Origin of the sequence: Paenibacillus solanacearum, assembly GCF_910593845.1 — a bacterium.
Taxonomy (GTDB): domain Bacteria; phylum Bacillota; class Bacilli; order Paenibacillales; family NBRC-103111; genus Paenibacillus_G; species Paenibacillus_G solanacearum.
On record NZ_CAJVAS010000003.1, the window covers coordinates 91024 to 108289 of the forward strand.

The 17266-nt window shown below is 54.3% G+C and carries 15 protein-coding genes and 1 other annotated feature; of the genes, 13 read left to right on the forward strand and 2 right to left on the reverse strand.

The genetic code is table 11. The annotated features are described in order from the left end of the window. Positions 1–13: 13 nt before the first annotated feature. The 3 genes from KXG62_RS04865 (at position 14) to KXG62_RS04875 (ending at position 2579) form a co-directional block, all read left to right on the forward strand. The gene (locus KXG62_RS04865) at positions 14–448 is read left to right on the forward strand and encodes a DoxX family protein (RefSeq protein ID WP_218090804.1); all 435 of its coding nucleotides are present in this window, start codon (positions 14–16) and stop codon (positions 446–448) included. A gap of 214 nt (positions 449–662) precedes the next feature. Then, positions 663–1655 (forward strand): Gfo/Idh/MocA family protein, encoded by a 993-nt coding sequence (locus tag KXG62_RS04870; protein ID WP_218090805.1) that lies wholly within the window; start codon positions 663–665, stop codon positions 1653–1655. Between the two features lie 42 nt (positions 1656–1697). Further along, complete coding sequence (locus tag KXG62_RS04875) at positions 1698–2579, forward strand: sugar phosphate isomerase/epimerase family protein (protein WP_218090806.1); 882 nt, start codon at positions 1698–1700, stop codon at positions 2577–2579. Positions 2580–2704: 125 nt separating this feature from the next. Here KXG62_RS04875 and KXG62_RS04880 read toward each other — a convergent pair whose 3' ends face one another. Continuing rightward, on the reverse strand, positions 2705–3190 hold the full coding sequence (locus KXG62_RS04880) for a hypothetical protein (protein WP_218090807.1): 486 nt from the start codon (positions 3188–3190) through the stop codon (positions 2705–2707). A gap of 427 nt (positions 3191–3617) precedes the next feature. Between KXG62_RS04880 and KXG62_RS04885 the strand changes: the two genes are divergently transcribed. The 6 genes from KXG62_RS04885 (at position 3618) to KXG62_RS04910 (ending at position 10512) form a co-directional block, all read left to right on the forward strand. Further along, positions 3618–4574: a phosphotransferase enzyme family protein gene (locus tag KXG62_RS04885; protein ID WP_218090808.1), complete on the forward strand. Its 957-nt coding sequence runs from the start codon at positions 3618–3620 to the stop codon at positions 4572–4574. A gap of 84 nt (positions 4575–4658) precedes the next feature. Further along, positions 4659–4922: a binding site (T-box leader), on the forward strand. Between the two features lie 67 nt (positions 4923–4989). Beyond that, entirely contained in the window at positions 4990–6549 is a 1560-nt protein-coding gene (gene lysS, locus KXG62_RS04890) for a lysine--tRNA ligase (RefSeq protein WP_218090809.1), read from the forward strand. Between the two features lie 293 nt (positions 6550–6842). Further along, positions 6843–7991: an MBL fold metallo-hydrolase gene (locus KXG62_RS04895; protein WP_218090810.1), complete on the forward strand. Its 1149-nt coding sequence runs from the start codon at positions 6843–6845 to the stop codon at positions 7989–7991. A 40-nt stretch (positions 7992–8031) separates the two neighbouring features. Then, entirely contained in the window at positions 8032–8616 is a 585-nt protein-coding gene (locus KXG62_RS04900; protein WP_218090811.1) for a sulfurtransferase TusA family protein, read from the forward strand. 67 nt (positions 8617–8683) lie between these two features. After that, positions 8684–8908 (forward strand): sulfurtransferase TusA family protein, encoded by a 225-nt coding sequence (locus KXG62_RS04905; RefSeq protein ID WP_218090812.1) that lies wholly within the window; start codon positions 8684–8686, stop codon positions 8906–8908. A gap of 338 nt (positions 8909–9246) precedes the next feature. Next, complete coding sequence (locus KXG62_RS04910; protein WP_218090813.1) at positions 9247–10512, forward strand: MFS transporter; 1266 nt, start codon at positions 9247–9249, stop codon at positions 10510–10512. A gap of 117 nt (positions 10513–10629) precedes the next feature. Here the strand turns inward: KXG62_RS04910 and KXG62_RS04915 are convergent, their stop codons facing one another. After that, the gene (locus tag KXG62_RS04915; protein ID WP_246627296.1) at positions 10630–11088 is read right to left on the reverse strand and encodes a MarR family winged helix-turn-helix transcriptional regulator; all 459 of its coding nucleotides are present in this window, start codon (positions 11086–11088) and stop codon (positions 10630–10632) included. Between the two features lie 191 nt (positions 11089–11279). Here KXG62_RS04915 and KXG62_RS04920 point away from each other — a divergent pair, with 191 nt between their 5' ends. The 4 genes from KXG62_RS04920 to KXG62_RS04935 all read left to right on the forward strand — a co-directional run bounded on the left by KXG62_RS04920 (position 11280) and on the right by KXG62_RS04935 (position 17229). Then, positions 11280–12257 (forward strand): glycoside hydrolase family protein, encoded by a 978-nt coding sequence (locus tag KXG62_RS04920; RefSeq protein ID WP_218090814.1) that lies wholly within the window; start codon positions 11280–11282, stop codon positions 12255–12257. A gap of 342 nt (positions 12258–12599) precedes the next feature. Next, positions 12600–14417 (forward strand): carbohydrate-binding protein, encoded by a 1818-nt coding sequence (locus KXG62_RS04925; RefSeq protein WP_218090815.1) that lies wholly within the window; start codon positions 12600–12602, stop codon positions 14415–14417. Positions 14418–14830: 413 nt separating this feature from the next. Continuing rightward, positions 14831–16165, forward strand: coding sequence for an ABC transporter substrate-binding protein (locus KXG62_RS04930; RefSeq protein WP_218090816.1), 1335 nt, complete (start codon positions 14831–14833; stop codon positions 16163–16165). A 179-nt stretch (positions 16166–16344) separates the two neighbouring features. Further along, entirely contained in the window at positions 16345–17229 is an 885-nt protein-coding gene (locus KXG62_RS04935; RefSeq protein WP_218090817.1) for a sugar phosphate isomerase/epimerase family protein, read from the forward strand. The last annotated feature ends 37 nt before the right edge of the window (positions 17230–17266 follow it).

Genomic DNA, 17266 nt, shown 5'->3' on the forward strand with positions numbered 1-17266 from the left:
GGGAGAGAAGCGCATGATACCGTTTATCGTCATGGTCGGGACATTTATTCTGCTGTATGGAGCCGGACTTTCGGGATGGTCGTATATGAGCGATTGGCATACGCCGCTTCAATACGCCGTTGCCGCCATGCTGCTCATTGCCGCATCCGCTCATTGGGGGAAACGCAGGCCGGATTTGATCCGGATGGTACCGGCTGGATTGCCTAGGCCAGGCACGATTGTGACGCTCACGGGCCTAGCCGAAATTGCCGGCGCGCTCCTGCTGCTGTACCCGCCAACGGCATATATGGCGTCCATCGGCTTAGCGCTGTTGCTCGTGGCGATGTTTCCCGCGAATGTCCGCGCTGCAAGGAGCCATATTACGCTCGGCGGGAGAGCGCCGACGCCGTTAGGCTTACGAACGGCGCTGCAATTCGTGTTCATTGCCGCCATCCTGCTTGCCGGTTGAGTGGAGCTCGCCGGCCTGAACGGCCGACGGGTTCCCGCACAGGCTCGGCTTGGGAACCCGCCGGTCATAATCCGTTCGTCCGCCGAATATGAAGTATAAGCCAGGCCCGTACGATATTCGCATCTTGCGCCGCATCATGTACGCTGCAACACATCCACGAAGAGCTCCGATGAGATTCCGATGGTTAGGTTTAACCGATGAGGAGGATGCTGTGATGGAGAAAGTTCGTTTTGTGATGATCGGTGTCGGAGGAATGGGAAGGAGCCACATTCAGAAGCTGCTGCAAGTGCCCGAAGCGGAAATTGCAGCGCTTGCGGACCCTTCCATAGCGTCGCTTGAGGAGGCAAAACGAAGGTTTCCGCAGCTTGCCGAAGTGCCGGCCTATGCGGATTACCGCGAGGCGCTGTCGCGCACGGCTGCGGATGCCGCCGTCATCGTCACGCCGCACAGTCAGCATTTAGAGCAAGGAATGGCTTGTCTTGACGCAGGGCTTCACGTGCTGATGGAGAAGCCTTTTGTCGCGGGCTCGGAGAACGCGCAGCGCATCATCGAGCATGCGGAAGCTTGCAACAAGCACTTGGCCGTGGCGTATCAGCGCCATGTGCTGGGGCCGTTTCTGTACCTCAGAGATGTGGTGCAGCGCGGGGAATTGGGCAGCATCCGTTATGTATGCGCTTACCAGGCGCAGCGATGGATGCAGGCAACGGCGGGAACGTGGAGACAAGACCCCGCCTTGTCATGCGGCGGACAGCTGAACGACTCCGGCAGTCATCTGCTCGATGTTGTGCTGTGGGTTACCGGACTCGAGCCGCAAGCTGTATCGGCCTGCATCGACAACCGGGGAACGCCGGTCGATATCGACTCGGCGGTGACAGTTCGGTTCGACGGCGGCGCGATCGGTACGTTCAATGTCGTCGGCAGCGCGAGCATCGGCTTGTATGAAGATGTCACGTTCCATGGCGACAAAGGTACGGCGATGTACCGGAACAATACGCTGCTCATCGCCCGGGAGGGACAAAGCCAGCCCGTAGCGATTGCCGCCGATGAATTCCCCGCCTCTTCCGATCCGGACAAAGACTTTGTCGAACTCATTCTCGGACGCAAAGAAGAAGCTGCGGCTCCCGCTTCCTGCGGTCTTCGCATCGCCAAGCTGACGGAGGCCGCTTGGACAAGCGCAGCGAACGGAGGGCAGTGGATTACGCTATGATCGGATTATCGGTTAACAGAAGAAGGAGGTTGAATAGGCCGCATGTCCAGCAGAATTGGCGTTAGGCTAACGCAAGGCGTTGCGATGGCCAAAGAACCGGAGCAATGGCAGGAATGGTTTCATTGGCTGAAAGCGGCCGGATTCGGCTATGTCGATTTGCAGTCGATTACGAAAGAGACGCTGGCGGCTTTATCCGAGGCAGGCTTGTCGCTCGGCAGCTTCGACGCCCGCAAAGTGCCGCAGCTGCTCAGCAGGGACGAGGACAAACGCAGCGTTGCTGTGCAGGAGCTGACGGACCAGCTCTCCGAGGCGGCCGGGCTCGGGGCGACGACCTGCTTCATGTGCCTTGTGCCGGAGCAGGCGGCGACGCCGCTAACGGAATCGTTCGGCCTGTTCTGCGGCGTGTTCCCGGCCATTGTGGAGCATGCCGAGCGGCTGGGGATCAAGCTTGTGCTCGAGGGCTACCCGGGACCTGCTCCTTATTATCCGACGCTTGGCTGCACGCCGGAGATGCTGCGCGCGATGTTTGCCGCAGTACCGTCTCCCGCGCTATGTGTCAATTACGACCCGTCGCATCTGGTTCGTCTCGGCATCGACTATATCCGCTTCTTGCGCGAGTTTGCAGACCGGATCGCCCATGTTCACGCCAAGGATTGTGCGATTCTTGACGAAAGCGTCTACCTGTACGGCCGTTCGCAGCGTCCGGTATTTGCGAAGCCTCCCAAATTCAGCGAAGGTCCGTGGCGTTATACGATCCCCGGCGACGGGAATGTTCATTGGCAGACCGTCGCATTCGAGCTGGACCAAACGGGCTACCGAGGACCGGTCTGCATCGAGCTGGAGGACCACCGTTATACGGGCTCGGTGGAGGCGCATCGCAGAGGGCTCATCCAAGCGTTAGCCCAGCTCCATATGTTCACATAACGATTCAGGATCACAAATAATAGGGATATCGGACATGCGCATCGGATTGCCGACGTGCAGCCAATATCCCTGTCTTCATATTCAGCCGCGTCCGAATGTAAGTGTAGAGGCTGATGGGTCATAACCTAATTCAGATCGGTTACGCCTTTGCTGTTCAGCTTGCCATCCCAGAAGGTCAGCTTGGCGGTACCGCCGTTCTTGCCTTGATATTGATACACCGCTTGGTGATCGTTCAAGGAAACGAGCTTGCCTAGACCGATCTTGGTGGATACTTCGTCGTATGTAGCGTTCAGTTCTATGGAGTCAATCTGCTGCTTGGTTACATACGGCACTTCTTTGGCTCCGGCAGGCGGCGCAGGAATCACAGGCTTTGGCGGTGCTGGCGTCGATTGTTCCGGCGCAGGTGTTGTCGGTGCAGGCGTCTGTTGCGCCGGCGGATTCGTTGTCGGGTTCGTAGCGGGCGGAGTGGTATCCGGCGCAGGGTTCTGAGCAGGCGGCGTCGTTTCGGAATTGGGAGCGGTAGGGGCCGGAGCTGCGGATTGGTTTGGAGCAGCGGCGGAGCACCCGGCGGCAGTGAGTAGTACAGCAATGGCAATGACAAGTTTTTTCATAAAATTATTCCTCCTCTTGTTGTTACTGTCATTCGACGGATACAACAACTATATCGTCGATCGTCTCCTTTATCTCATCGAATCACCTCACTTTATCTATTATTACGACAAAAGACGTAGAATAGTTTCAAATAATAGACAAAGATTTGTCGAATGTCAAGCGGGAACGTTTGGCAAAATCCGGCGTTGGCGGTTGATGAAGCCGCCGTTATGCTCTATCATCTATAAGATAACCAGGCACAAGAAAAAGAAGATTGCAGTCGTGGTCGTGGCGGCAGGCGGGGAGAACTCGTTCGCTGTCATGATTGCCCGAGCCGGAACTGGATACCGGAAGCTCGAGGTATGCCGCCGAAATCGGCATCGTCGGAACATAGCTGCCGGGACCGGTAGCGGCCGGATGAATAGAACATGCAAGGAGATGATAGCAATGAACCAAGGATACGACGTTAGCCCTATACTGCGGTTGCATTATGATATCGAACCGATGAACGTAACGCCGCAGAAGGGCGGATGGGCCGCGTTGGCGTTCCGAGTGACGTGTGCTCATGGGCGTTCGTACTTTCTGAAAATGTACGAGAAGAGCAGAGCGTCAACCGCCAAGTGGACGGCTCTGATCGATGTTTATATGCCGGTCATGGAATGGCTGAGGCATCACAGCCGACTGCAAGGGAGCGTTCCCGTGCCCGTTCTGACGAATAACGGCCGGTTTCAATGCGAGGACGAACATGGCGTCTATTTACTCTACGACTACATTGATGGAGAAACGATCGGCGAACGGGCGTTGAGCGAGATGCAATTCAGCCGGCTTTCGGAGCTGATCGCAGAGCTGCATGCTTACGGCGAAGAAATTCCCGTGCCGACGGAAGCGCTCAAGGAAACGTTCGACGTGCCGTATTTGCAGCCGCTACGCAGCGTCATCGATACGGAGCTTTACGAACTGCCAGCGGATGTCCAAGCGGTGCTGCAGTCCTATACGCCGCAGCTTCAGGAAGCACTCCTTACGGTCGAGCAGTTGTCGGCCGTCTTGAAGGAAAGGACGCTGCCGATGGTTTTATGCCATACGGACATACATAACTGGAATCTGATGCAGTCCGGAGACGAGCTCCTGTGGATCGATTGGGAAGGGCTGCGACTGGCGCCGCCGGAAGCGGACCTGATGTTCATGGCGGAGATGCCGTATTACGACCGGTTTCTGTGCGAGTACCGCAAACGGCATGCCGGGTATGAAGTAAATCGCGAAGCGCTGCATTTTTACCAGGGGAGACGCAAGCTGGAGGATATATGGGAATTCATCGAGCAGCTACTGCAGGACAAGCAGGATGAGCAAGACCGCGCCGATACATTGCACAGCCTGCAGAAAGAGCTGAAGAGCCTGGACGCATAGGCGGCTAGACCTCGGCGTTGTCCGCGAAAAATGTATTTGACATCGCCTTGTCTTCACGCTACTATTACATAAAATAACAAACCGAATCAGGCGATGATGAGAAGAGTAAGTAAGAAGCGGCGTTCACAGAGAGCTCCAGCACGGTGAAATGGGGCAGCGGCGTTCTTAACGAAAAAAACCTCGGAGCTTCATATGGAATTGGGCGCAGCGCTCAAGGATGGTATGACGGGATCTCCCGTTACAGAGATAGGGTATAAGCGTAATGGCCGTACCCGAAGAGGCGAATAGGGCAACCTGTTCGCGAACAGAGGTGGTACCACGACGCTAACCTAAGCTCTCGTCCTCAAGATGACAATATCTTGCGGACGAGAGCTTTTTTTCATTTATTCCAAACCAAACCAGAGGTGATGAAACGATGCATTGGGCTTACAGCACAGCAAACCGTTTAATGGAGCAGCATCCGGATCGAGGCACGTTCGTGTGCGCGTCGGGGATCAGCCCGTCAGGCGCGGTGCACATTGGCAATTTCAGAGAGATCGTAACGACTTATTTTGTCGCGAGGGCGCTGGAGAAGTCCGGGAAGCGTGTGCGGTTTATTTTTTCGTGGGACGACTTCGACCGGTTCCGCAAAGTTCCTGCCGGGATCGATCCCGCCTTCGAACAATATATCGGGATGCCTTACACGGAAGTGCCGTGTCCATACGGATGCCACGAATCCTACGCGGAGCATTTCGAGCGGCAGTTTGAGCAGGCTTTGATGCCATTCGGCATCCGGCCGGAATTTATATACCAGAGCCGGGAATACCGGTCGAAAAAATATAATCCGTCCATCATCCATGCGCTCAAGAATCGGAGAGAGATTTACGATATCGTCATGGCCTATAAAACAGGCGAAGCCAGCGCAGAGGAACGGGAACGTTACTATCCGGTTCATGTATACTGCGAGTCTTGCCGGAAAGACACCACCACGGTCCAATCGTTCGACGAACCGTCGAGCATGCTGAAATATCGCTGTCATTGCGGACACGAAGCTGCGGTATATATGCCGGAGGCAACCAACATCAAGCTGCAGTGGAAGGTGGATTGGCCGATGCGCTGGGGAGTCGAGGGCGTGCTGTTCGAGCCGGGCGGCCGCGACCACTCGTCGGAAACCGGCAGCTATCAAGTGTCCAAGACGATATCGGAACATATATTCGAGAATGCGCCACCGATGTATTTACCTTATGAATTTATTGGCATCAAGGGCAGCCATGCCAAGATGTCCAGCTCTTCCGGACAGAACTATACGCCTGACGATTTGCTCGACGTGTACAGCCCGGAGCTCATATTGTTCATGTTCGCCAAGTACCAGCCGGGCGCCGGCTTCCATATCGGGATGGATGAAGACGTCATTCGAAATTATTCGGAATACGAAAGATACCGTGAAGCGTATGATTCCGGCACGTTGACGGGCGACGTGAAGGAAGCGATGGAACTCTCCGTGTTACCGGGGCTAAGGAAGAAGACGCCGAAATTCGGCCACGTATCGAGCATACTGCCTCTTGTCGATTTCGACGCGGATCTGTTGAAGGACATTTTATCGCATAGCGGCGAAAACTACACGACCGGGGAGCTGGAGCCTTACGTTAAGCGGGCGGAGCATTGGATCAAGCGCTGGTGTCCCGAAAAGCAAATAACAGTCAATGAATATCCGAATTCCGCCTATTATGATGCGTTAAGCTCGACGGAGCGCAGCTGGATCGAAGCATTCTGCCGGCTGTTGACACGTCCCGAACTGGAAGGCGAATTGTTAATGGAGCAAATCTACGCGATCTGTCATCATGAAGATAAAAAGGTGATGAAGGCCAATCAAAAACGGTTATTTACGATCGTGTATCAACTGGTATTAAACCAAAATGAAGGACCTCGCATTCCATGGCTCATTCAAGCGGTCGGCGTAAACAAATTGCTGGCTCTGATGGAAGGGAACACGTAACTAGCGCAACGAAAAAGATCGCATTCGCACGGAGAACGCATCCGAGGGTGCGGTCTTTTGGCGCGGGCGGGAGGAACGAAGAATTCAACCCAAAAGCTCAATTTGGGGTTGACGAAGGCGAAAGCATAGGTTAAATTATAAATGTAAATATACTTATAGGGGTATATGTATATAATCCGAAAGGAGATGGTGTTTAGCCGCGCTGATCATTATATGAATAGGAAATGCATCATTTTTTTTGTATGTATATATACCCCATAGAGTATTTACTCGATTCTAAGGAGGACGAACCCATGACAACGCAAGCGCAAGTGCATGGCATGAGCGCCGCGCAGCTCGCCGCAAAAATCGTTCGGCATGAGCCGGTATTTATATTGGATGTGCGCAACGAAAACGATGTTCGCGATTGGAGTATCGAAGGGAACCGAGTGGAGCTGCTTAACATTCCGTATTTCGAGCTGCTCGACAATGTGGAGGCCGTCCTGAAGCAGGTTCCTCTCGATCGGGCCGTGATCGTCGTATGCGCGAAGGAAGGCTCCTCGATCTTTGTCGCGGAACAGTTGGCAGCGCAAGGCTACCGCGATGTCTCCTATTTGATCGGAGGAATGAAAGCTTGGAGCGAGCATCTGGAACCGGTGAAAATCGCCGACTTGAAGGATGGGGGCGCACTGTACCAATTCATCCGGATCGGCAAAGGATGCTTGTCCTATATGATCATTTCGGATGGTGAAGCGGCGGTTATCGATGCCGTGCGCATGACCGATGTGTTCGAGCGGTTCGCCGCCGCGCATGGCGCAGTCATCACGCATGCGATCGATACGCATCTACATGCCGACCATATATCCGGGGGGAGACAGCTGGCCGAGCAAGCCGGAGCCTTGTACTGGCTTCCGCCGAAAGACGCGGAAGAAGTCGTCTTCCCGTACGAGAAGCTGGAAGGTATGTCCGAGATCGCCGTAGGGCGCTCTCAAATTCGGATCGAACCGTTCTATTCGCCGGGGCATACGATTGGCAGCACTTCGCTGGTCGTCGATAATCAATATTTGCTATCCGGCGATATCTTATTCGTCCAATCGATCGGACGCCCCGATCTGGCGGGCAAAGCGGACGATTGGGTGAGCGATCTGAGAACGACGCTGTATGAGCGGTACAAGCGGCTGCCGCAGCATTTGATCGTGCTGCCCGCTCACTTCGGCAAGGCCGCGGAGCTGGGCGAAGACGGCAAAGTATGCGCTCGCCTCGGCGATTTATATGCAGCTAATCCGGGGTTAAACATACCGGATGAAGCGGAATTTCGCATGACGGTGACCGAACAGTTGCCGCCGCAGCCCAACAGCTATCAAGAAATCCGGCAGACCAATATGGGGAAGCTTACGCCGACTTTGGAGCAGCAAAGAGATATGGAGATCGGGCCGAACCGTTGCGCTGTCCATGATGCATAGCTTGCCTTAATGAAAGAAATGAAAGGGTGAATCTACAACGATGACCAAGTTACAAGTGAACCGGACGCTGGAATGCGAGGGATTGGCTTGCCCGCTGCCGGTCGTGCGGACGAAAAAAACGATCGACGAAATGAGCGCAGGCGAAGTGCTGGAAGTGAGGGCGACCGATACAGGCTCGATCGCAGATTTGAAGAGCTGGTCCGGCCGTACCGGGCATCACTATTTGGGAATGAAGGAAGAGGGGGGCGTGTTTCGCCATTACATCCGCAAGGCGGAGCCGTCAGATACGAAGCCGGAACAAACGTATCCGCACACGGCCGGAAATGAGGAGGTACATGCGAAGCTTGCTTCGGGTGAGCCGGTCACGGTGATCGATGTCCGCGAACCGGCCGAGTATGCGTTCGGTCGCATTCCGGGAGCTGTCTCGATTCCGCTCGGTCAGTTGGAGCAGCGGCTGGACAGTCTTGATTCGGAGGCAGTCTATTACGTTGTGTGCCGTACCGGAACGCGAAGCGACATGGCTTGCCGCATCATGGCGGATAAAGGATTTCGCAGCGTTCACAATGTGCTGCCGGGCATGTCGCTGTGGACGTACGATCTGGAGCGGGATTCATCGGGACAATAGTTATATCAGCATGTCCAGCCGTGCAGCGGGCGTGAACCGATCTAAAACAGCAGAGGAGAGATGACGAATGGCACACTTGATCGTCGACGCCAAAGGACTCGCATGCCCCATGCCAATCGTCAAAGCGAAAAAAGGGATGGATACGCTCGCGTCCGGGCAGCTGATGGAGCTGCATACGACGGATAAAGGGTCCATGAACGATTTTCAGACATGGGTTAGGCAGACGAAGCATGAGCTGATTGAAGCGAAGGAAGACGACGGCGTATTTGCTTTTATCGTAAAGAAAGGGTAGGCTGCATGCAGCGCGGCAGGAAAGCTGCTGTGAGGATACGGCTGCCGCCGACGAGCGAGATGGCACAGGTTCGCCCGATCGCCGCGCAATGCCGGAACGGATTTACATGCATCGAAGACAAGAAACACATTAAAAGCTCGCATGAGGGGCGTTCGCCGCCAAGATCCTCGTTGCGGGCTTTTTGTCATTAACCATTAACCGGCAGCGCGGCCCGGCTTACCCGGCACGAATGGCTGCAAGACCGCAATTCAGAAGAAATGTGCCGCAGCGATTTGTTTTATCATAATGTAGCAAGCAAATGATCTATTATTCTTAGCTGAAGAAGGAGTTGGATCCCTTTGGATTCGCAACAAATAACCGCCAAGGCACCAGGCTTGTTTCGCAACCGCTTCATTCAGACGATCATTATGTCGAATGTGCTGCTGCAGATCGGCATATGGGTGCGGAATTTCGCGATACTGCTGTACGTCGCCGAGAAAACGAGCAAAGATCCGTACGCGATTTCGCTCATCAGCGTGGTTGAGTTTGCGCCGATCTTCCTGTTCTCGTTCATCGGCGGCACCTTCGCCGACCGGTGGAAGCCGAAGCGGACAATGATCTGGTGCGATGTGCTGTCCGCCGTATCCGTGTTCGCAGTGCTCTTGACGATCCATTACGGTTCATGGTATTCCGTTTATTTCGTCACGTTCATTTCGGCGATCTTGTCGCAGTTCTCGCAGCCGTCCGGAATGCGCCTCTTCAAGCAGCATGTGCCAGAAGAGCAAATGCAGCAAGGAATGGCATTGTTCCAGTCGCTAATGGCGATCTTTCTGGTGCTCGGTCCGATGCTGGGGACGTATGTATATACGAACCTCGGCCTGGAGACCTCAATCGCTTTTATGGGCTTTATTTTCCTGCTGTCCGCCCTCGTGCTCGTCCGGCTTCCCAAAGATCAAGACGAGCCGCGAGCGGAAGCGGGGAAAGGCCAATTCCGCAAAGAGCTTGTCGAAGGCTTTCGTTATGTATGGCAGAGCCAGGTGCTGCGGGCACTAGGCCTAGCTTTCATCCTTGCGGGTCTGGCTGTCGGCGCCGCGCAAGCGCTCAATCTGTTTATCGTGACCGAGAAGCTGGGGAAGACGGAACAGTTTTTGCAATATTTGCTGATGGTGAACGGAGCGGCCATGCTGCTCGGCGGGGGCATTGTCGCGGCGTTCTCGAAACGGGTCGCCCCGCAGCTGCTGCTGGCGATCGGCATGCTCATCAGCGCGATCTGTACGGTCATCGTCGGCTACTCGACGTCGGTTCCGGTCACGCTCGCCGCGCAATTCGTGAACGGGTTTGCGTTTCCGTGTATTCATATCGGGATCAGCACGATGATCCTGAAATGGTCGCATGAATCCATCGTAGGCAGGGTGAACGGGGTGCTTAACCCGATGTTTATGGGCATGATGGTCGTCTCCATGTCATTCGCGGGCGTGCTGAAGGGTGCGTTTCCGCTGGAAGCGATCTTTACGGTTGCCGGTTGCCTGTTCATGGTTGGAGCGATGACGATGCTGCCGATTATGAAGCATAAATCTCCCGTCAACGAACCTGCTTCATTGCCCGTTCAGGAGAGCCATGCCTAGGCGCGTCGGCGTAAATTCGTAGTTCCAACGTATAACAGAATGTGGTAGTCCAATCCCTGAGGCCTTATGGCATCAGGGATTTTTGTGTCCTATTGCAAGCTGCCGCCGGTGTGGTCATCATGTCTGCATTTTGCCGAAAATCCGAATGATTTTGTTAATCGCATAATCGAGATCGATTCGATCGTCTTCGGCGAGACCGGCCACCCGTTCGCTGAACAAGTGATGAAATTCCTCCCAATGCTCCGTTACCCGCGTTTTGCCTTTTTCGCTGAGCAGCAGCTTGATTGATCGTTTGTCGGCGTTGTCTTGCGTTTTCAGCACATATGCCTTCTCTTCCAGCTTGGCGATCAGCGGGGTCAGCTGCTGCTTGGAAATACGGATCTGCTTGGCAAGCTGTGTCAATGAGATGCCGGCGCTGGTGTGATACAGCTCTTCCAATATATGAAGCTGCAAATGGGTTATGTCGGAGGCGTTGGCCTTGGCGGCGCTCTTCGACAGAGGCTTGTTCAACTTATTGTAGGCGAGCGAGAGCATCCGTGAGAAATTGCCGCTGATTTGATCGGGTGTGATTTGCAAATCGTATACATTCCTTTACTATATGATATAAAATGGATTTGACCTCAGTCGTGATTTGACTTATGATATTAACGAAAATACAACTTAATTATACACGGAAACATAGAGGTTTGCACGAATAATAGTAAATAAATATGTATTAAAATTAAACAAATTACGATATCCCATCATGGAGTAAAGGAGCAATTCAAATGAATGCATCCCGATTAACGTTCGGCATTTATCCGCTTGGTGTGGCTGGTACCCCTACCGGATTGGCTGTCGGGCCGAAGGACGATTATGCTCAAATTCAGTCCGCGCTGCGAGATCTTCGCGGAGAAACGAACGTTGTGCTGCCGCGGAACTATATGATTTACACCGGGCCAGCGTCTACAGCCAAGCTTCAGTCTATCGCGGAAACGTACTTGCATAACGGCCAGCTCGGTGACTTGACGATAGGCTGTATGCAGACGCCGGACATCGATCTTCCGGGCTGGCTTGAATTTGTGAGAACGCTCATTCGGCAGTATGGCGTGCATCTGGCTTCGCTGCAAATTACGAACGAACCGAATTTGACGTTTATGGAAGGCTCCAAGCCGTATGTGCTGCAAGCGCTCGTGGAAGGTGTGTTGGCGGCGAAGCGGGAGGCGCGCGAGCTTGATCTTCCGCTGCACATCGGATTCGGCTCAGTGCCGGAAAGCCCCGTAGCGCTGCCTCACTTTTGGGAGCGGCTCGCCGAGCTTGGCGGGAACGATTTTGTGAATGCCATTGATTTTGTAGGACATAATTTTTATGTGGACGTATTCGAGGAGCCGCTTGACTTGAAAGACATACCGGCTTCCGTGGAACGGACGCTTCGCGATTTGAGGGAGAAGCATTTGGTCGCTGCGGGTATCCCGGCGGCGGTACCGATCCGGGTCACCGAGAACGGCTGGCCTACAGGGCGAAATCCGTTCGTCCAAGCGGAAAGATCGTATGAACGGCAAGCCGCCGTGCTGGAGACCGTGATTCGGACGGTGGACCGGCTGCGGGAGGAGCTCCATATTACCCAATATGTCCTGTTCGGACTGAGGGATGCGGACAGCTCCAAGGACGATTTGTTTCATCAATTCGGCATCGTACGGGACGATTATTCGCCGAAACCGGCTTACGACACGTTCAAGCGGCTGATTCGGGAGTTGGGAAATTAACCGTAAAGTTGGTCTTCGGGTACACTCATCCCGCGGCTGAACAAGCATAGCTTTTGCAGCAGCGTTCGTGTGTATTCCATAGGATGACGCACATGATCGTTGCTTGCCGTCAACCGGCTTGCCATGATGCTATCGCCCCTTCCATGGAGGTGGTCAGGTGCTGGCCGGGCTCGCGATTTGCAACGAAGGGGTGGGATGAAGGCGCATTCTCCAGCCGCTTCCATGGATATATTAAGTCATAGGAACGTACCGTGAAAGCGTGTACAATGAGTGGTATATACACCTGCGATCACTTCACGAGGCTGCCACCAGCTCGTTTGGAAAGGTTGGATTCCTATGACTATGAACAATAAAAAGACTCGACTGCGCCGCCTGGCTTCTACGGTTTGCGCCGCGCTTCTGGTATCCAGTATCGTTGCAGCTATGCCTGCATCCGCACGCGAAAGCTCGTTTACGCGCGGCGGGGTAGGGCCGCTCTACTGGAGCACCTATGAATATCAATATACGAAAGACGCTCCGATGGACGAGCGCGAATGGAAAAAAAATATCGATTGGATTGCCGCCGAGTACAAGTCGTACGGCTACGATATGATCGTATCCGACGGCTGGATCGAAGGCGCGCAGCGTACAAATAAGAACGGTTACATTGTATCCCATAACGACGGCTGGAAGCATGATTGGGCGTACTGGGCCGATTATATCCAGTCCAAAGACATGAAGCTCGGCGTCTACTACAACCCGTTGTGGGTGACGCGCAGCGCTGCCGGCGACGCGTCCAAGACGATTGTCGGGACAAACTATAAAGTAGGCTCGATTGCGTCCTCCGACGACAAGTTCAATGACGATTTATACTGGGTCGACGTTACGAAGCCCGGAGCCAAGCAGTACATTCAAGGATACGTCGAGTATTTCAAGAAGATGGGCGTGAAATATTTGCGCATCGATTTCTTATCCTGGTATGAGACGGGCGTCGATAAGGGAAGGAAGATCGGGAAGGCTCACGGCGTGCAGAACTACCAGACCGCCATGCGCTGGATGCATGAAGCCGCGGGTGACGAGATGGAGATCAGTCTCGTGATGCCGCACCTAGACAATCACGGAACCAGCGAGTTGCCGTACGGCGACATGGTCCGGATTAACGAAGACCTTGCGCATGGCGGCTGGGAGAACTTGAGCGGCCAGCGCCAAACCTGGAGAAGCGGCTGGTCGCAGTGGGCCAATCCGTTTCTCGGATTTACCGGCTTCTCCGACATTGCAGGCCGCGGCTCCCAAATGATTCTGGACGGAGACTTCCTGCGGATGAACACGTTCAAGAACGATGAGGAACGCAAATCCGCGATTTCCTTGTTTACGATGGCCGGTTCGCCGATCGCCATTACGGATCAACATTCTACGATTGGCAGCACCGGAAAGTTTTACAAGAACGAAAACATGCTGTCGCTTCATCGCCAAGGCTTCGTCGGCAAGCCGCTTTACTATAACGGCAATTCGTACAGCGAAGATTTTTATGCGCGCGATTCGGAGCGCTGGCTCGGCCAACTGCCCGACGGATCCTGGGTCGTTGGGCTGTTTAACCGCTCCGATCAGACGGCGGTCCGCAAGATCGACTACCGTGATCATCTCGGTCTCGGCAGCGCGGCCTCCACGAAAGAGCTGTGGACGAACCGGCAGCTTGGAGCTTTGTCCGCTTATGAGCCGTCATTGCCGGCTCACGGGACAAGCGTTGTGCAGATTACCCCGAACGGGCCGCATGCGCGCTATCAGGCGGAAGTGGCGACATGGCTCGGCGGCACGCATTTTAACAACAATCATAGCGGTTACAGCGGCTTCGGCTTCGTCGACGGCCTCGGCCACACTGGCGCGAAGCTGGTCGTCGCGGTGCAAGCGCCAGCCGACGGCACATACCGTATGAACTACCGCTACGGCAATGCGACAGGCGCAGTAAGTACGATGCAGGTGAGCACAGCGGACGAGCAGGGGCGCGTCGTCCAGACGGGCAAGACGGTTACGTTCCCGCAAGCCGCCAAGTGGAGCACGTGGATGACCAAGCAAGACACGGTCAAGCTGCGTCAAGGCGTCAACCTGCTGACGCTCGAGCGGACGGCGGGCGACCGCGGAGCCATTAATCTCGACTACATTGAACTGCAGCATGTGCGATAACCGGCGTTCCTAGAGAAGCACGCCATCGCGATACGGGGTCCTGAACGGTCCGAACGTGCAGTTTCATAAGCAACTGTTGTAAGGGACATCTGTTGAGTGGAACGGATGTCCTTTTTTTTGAACCTCACAACAAACGGCGGCGAAAAAAAGTTTCTATGGAACCGCGAATATAGTTAACATAAAATTATTATGTATATTATATTGTAATATCCCGGCATGCTGAGCCACCAAACAAGCTTCCATTTGTAAGCGCTTTAATAAAATCCGCAGTCACAGTCTATTCTATCGACCTCGGTGTCCGTTATTTACAAATTCTTCACGTCTTGCAAACATTGCGCGAACATTGTCGGGCTATGCTTGGTGATGTCCAAGTCTTAGGATGACGGGATGATAAAACCTGGGGGGCTGTAAACATGAGAAGGAAGACAACAATGACACTGGCCGTAAGTATGGCCGTCGCGGCGGCTTCCGCATTGTCGGGCTGCGGAAATGCGAATAACGGTGGCGAAGCGGCGGGGCAGAAGAACGTAGCCGCAGACACGGCGGAATCGGCTAAAGCCGTCGATACGACGCCGGTGACGCTCAAGTTCGCCGTACACCTGCCGATTAACGACGAGTTTAAGAAGCTGTACATCGAGCCGGTGCAGAAGAAGTATCCGCACATCACGCTGGAGCTGTTCAGCGCGAGCTCGTTTGCAGCTTACGACAAGCTGATCGCGGCGGGCGAGCTTCCGGATTTGTACATCTCGTTTAACGGCAATATGCCCGGTCTCAAGGAACGCGGCATCAACGAAGACATGACGGCGCTGTTCGAGCGCAAGAAGATCGACTTGAAGCGATTTCAGCCCAATTTTCTCGATGACATCAAATATGCGGCAACCGAAAAAGGGGAGCTGTACGGGCTGCCGATTGAAACCGGGTTTCATGCGCTGTTCTACAACAAGGAAATATTCGATAAATTCGGCGTTCCGTATCCGAAGGACGGCATGCTGATGGAGGATGCGCTGGAACTGGCCCGGAAGCTGACGCGGGTTCAGGACGGGGTGCAATATCGCGGCTGGGATATGGGGAGCGTCGTGCGCATGGCGCAGCCGCTCGGCATGGAATATATCGACCGCAAGACGCAGAAAGCGATAATGACGAGCGACGGCTGGAAGCGCGCGTTCGAAATAGGCAAGCAAATCTATGAAATTCCTGGAAACGCTCCGTCATCCAACGGGGACAAGAACGGCACGAAGGGCTTCATGACCGACCGCACGATTGCGATGCTGAACCAGACGAACATTTTCTCGCAGTTGAAGGAAGCGGAAAAAACCGGCCTGCAGTGGGATGTCGCGCAGCATCCGTATTACAAGGAGAAGCCGAATACGTACGGCAATTCCACGGTCTATATGGTTGGCGTCGCCCCGACCAGCAAATACAAGGACCAGGCGCTGCAGGTGATTGAAGTGATGACCTCCGACGAGGTGCAGATGAATGTGTCCCGCGCGGGCCGCATTTCGCCGCTCGTCAATGAGCAGGTTCAGAAGGCGTTCGGGCAGGGCGATGAGTCTTTGAAAAACAAACATGTGGCGGGCATCTTGAAAAGCAAACCGGTCAAATACCCGATCTACTTATTCCGGGAAATCGCCGAGCCGATGACGGAGAAGAAGTTCAACGCGTTCTTGTCGGGCAAGGAGGACGTGAATACGACGCTGCGGGAGCTGGATGAGGAAATCAACAAAGCGATTGCGATCGAGAAGAAATAATGAAGCGACCCGTGCACAGTCTTGAAATATAGTATATCCTGCATGAAGCAAAATTGTATTTGCAAGCGTACCCCCGCATTGTATGATGAGAATACTCGACCAACAAGGAATCGTTTCCAATGCGCCATTGCTGGCCGCTGGCCGATGCTATAACAATCAGACGAAAGGGTGAGATCCGTTTGAGATTATCAACGACAACGGGCACGTTCAGTCTTCGACTGGATGGAGGCTATACGCCGTACAAGGAATCAATCCGCAGACTGAAAGCAGCAGGGTATGACGTGCTGGACATTAACTTTTGCCGGGCGTTAACCGGGCAAACCGATCTTGCAGCCGACGATTGGGAGCAGCGGATCCAGGAACTCCGGGACGAAGCTGAGAAGCTGGGCATCGAATTCTCGCAATCGCATCCCGTATTTCTGCCGGCGCATCCGAATAACGTCACAGCGGAGAAGCTGGAAGTGTATAATGAAATGATGCGCCGCTCCATCATCGCCAGCTCGGTTCTCGGTGTCAAATGGGCGGTTGTGCATCCGCACGAGGATCGTGCGAAGACGGCGCTGGATTTTGATGCATGCATTAAAGACAACGTCGAGCATTTCTCGCCGTACGTGGAGCTTGCCGTCAAACACAATGTGGGCATCGCCTTTGAGAACATGATCGAGCGTCCGACGTCCATGCGCCGGTTCGCGAGCCATGCCTCGGAGCTTGCGGCGATCATCGACGTATGGAATGAGCCGCTCGTTGGCGCATGCTGGGACTTCGGCCATGCGAACTTCCTGTACAAGGACCAGCGTCCCGCGCTTCGCACCCTCGGCAAGCGGCTTAAGGCGACGCATGTCAACGATAATTACGGGAACTCCGACGAGCATATGTTTCCGTTCCACGGCAGTGTCGACTGGCGTTCATTGCTGCCGGTGCTCGCCGAGATCGGATACGAGGGCGATTTCACTTATGAAACGCACAAGGAATTCAACGGGCTGCCGGAGCCGATTAAAGACCAGTTGGCGAAAGTCGGCTATGACATTGCGCAATACTGCCTGACATTGGTTAACCCTCAATAACGGTACGACAAAGACGCTTCCTTGCTTCGGCAGGAAG

Excerpts from the sequence above, each read along its gene's own strand:
- lysS (WP_218090809.1), top strand. The coding sequence starts at position 4,990 with ATGCATTGGGCTTACAGCACAGCAAACCGTTTAATGGAGCAGCATCCG.
- KXG62_RS04875 (WP_218090806.1), top strand. The coding sequence starts at position 1,698 with ATGTCCAGCAGAATTGGCGTTAGGCTAACGCAAGGCGTTGCGATGGCC.
- KXG62_RS04920 (WP_218090814.1), top strand. The coding sequence starts at position 11,280 with ATGAATGCATCCCGATTAACGTTCGGCATTTATCCGCTTGGTGTGGCT.
- KXG62_RS04885 (WP_218090808.1), top strand. The coding sequence starts at position 3,618 with ATGAACCAAGGATACGACGTTAGCCCTATACTGCGGTTGCATTATGAT.
- KXG62_RS04925 (WP_218090815.1), top strand. The coding sequence starts at position 12,600 with ATGAACAATAAAAAGACTCGACTGCGCCGCCTGGCTTCTACGGTTTGC.
- KXG62_RS04865 (WP_218090804.1), top strand. The coding sequence starts at position 14 with ATGATACCGTTTATCGTCATGGTCGGGACATTTATTCTGCTGTATGGA.
- KXG62_RS04900 (WP_218090811.1), top strand. The coding sequence starts at position 8,032 with ATGACCAAGTTACAAGTGAACCGGACGCTGGAATGCGAGGGATTGGCT.
- KXG62_RS04905 (WP_218090812.1), top strand. The coding sequence starts at position 8,684 with ATGGCACACTTGATCGTCGACGCCAAAGGACTCGCATGCCCCATGCCA.
- KXG62_RS04880 (WP_218090807.1), bottom strand. The coding sequence starts at position 3,190 with ATGAAAAAACTTGTCATTGCCATTGCTGTACTACTCACTGCCGCCGGG.
- KXG62_RS04895 (WP_218090810.1), top strand. The coding sequence starts at position 6,843 with ATGACAACGCAAGCGCAAGTGCATGGCATGAGCGCCGCGCAGCTCGCC.
- KXG62_RS04870 (WP_218090805.1), top strand. The coding sequence starts at position 663 with ATGGAGAAAGTTCGTTTTGTGATGATCGGTGTCGGAGGAATGGGAAGG.
- KXG62_RS04930 (WP_218090816.1), top strand. The coding sequence starts at position 14,831 with ATGAGAAGGAAGACAACAATGACACTGGCCGTAAGTATGGCCGTCGCG.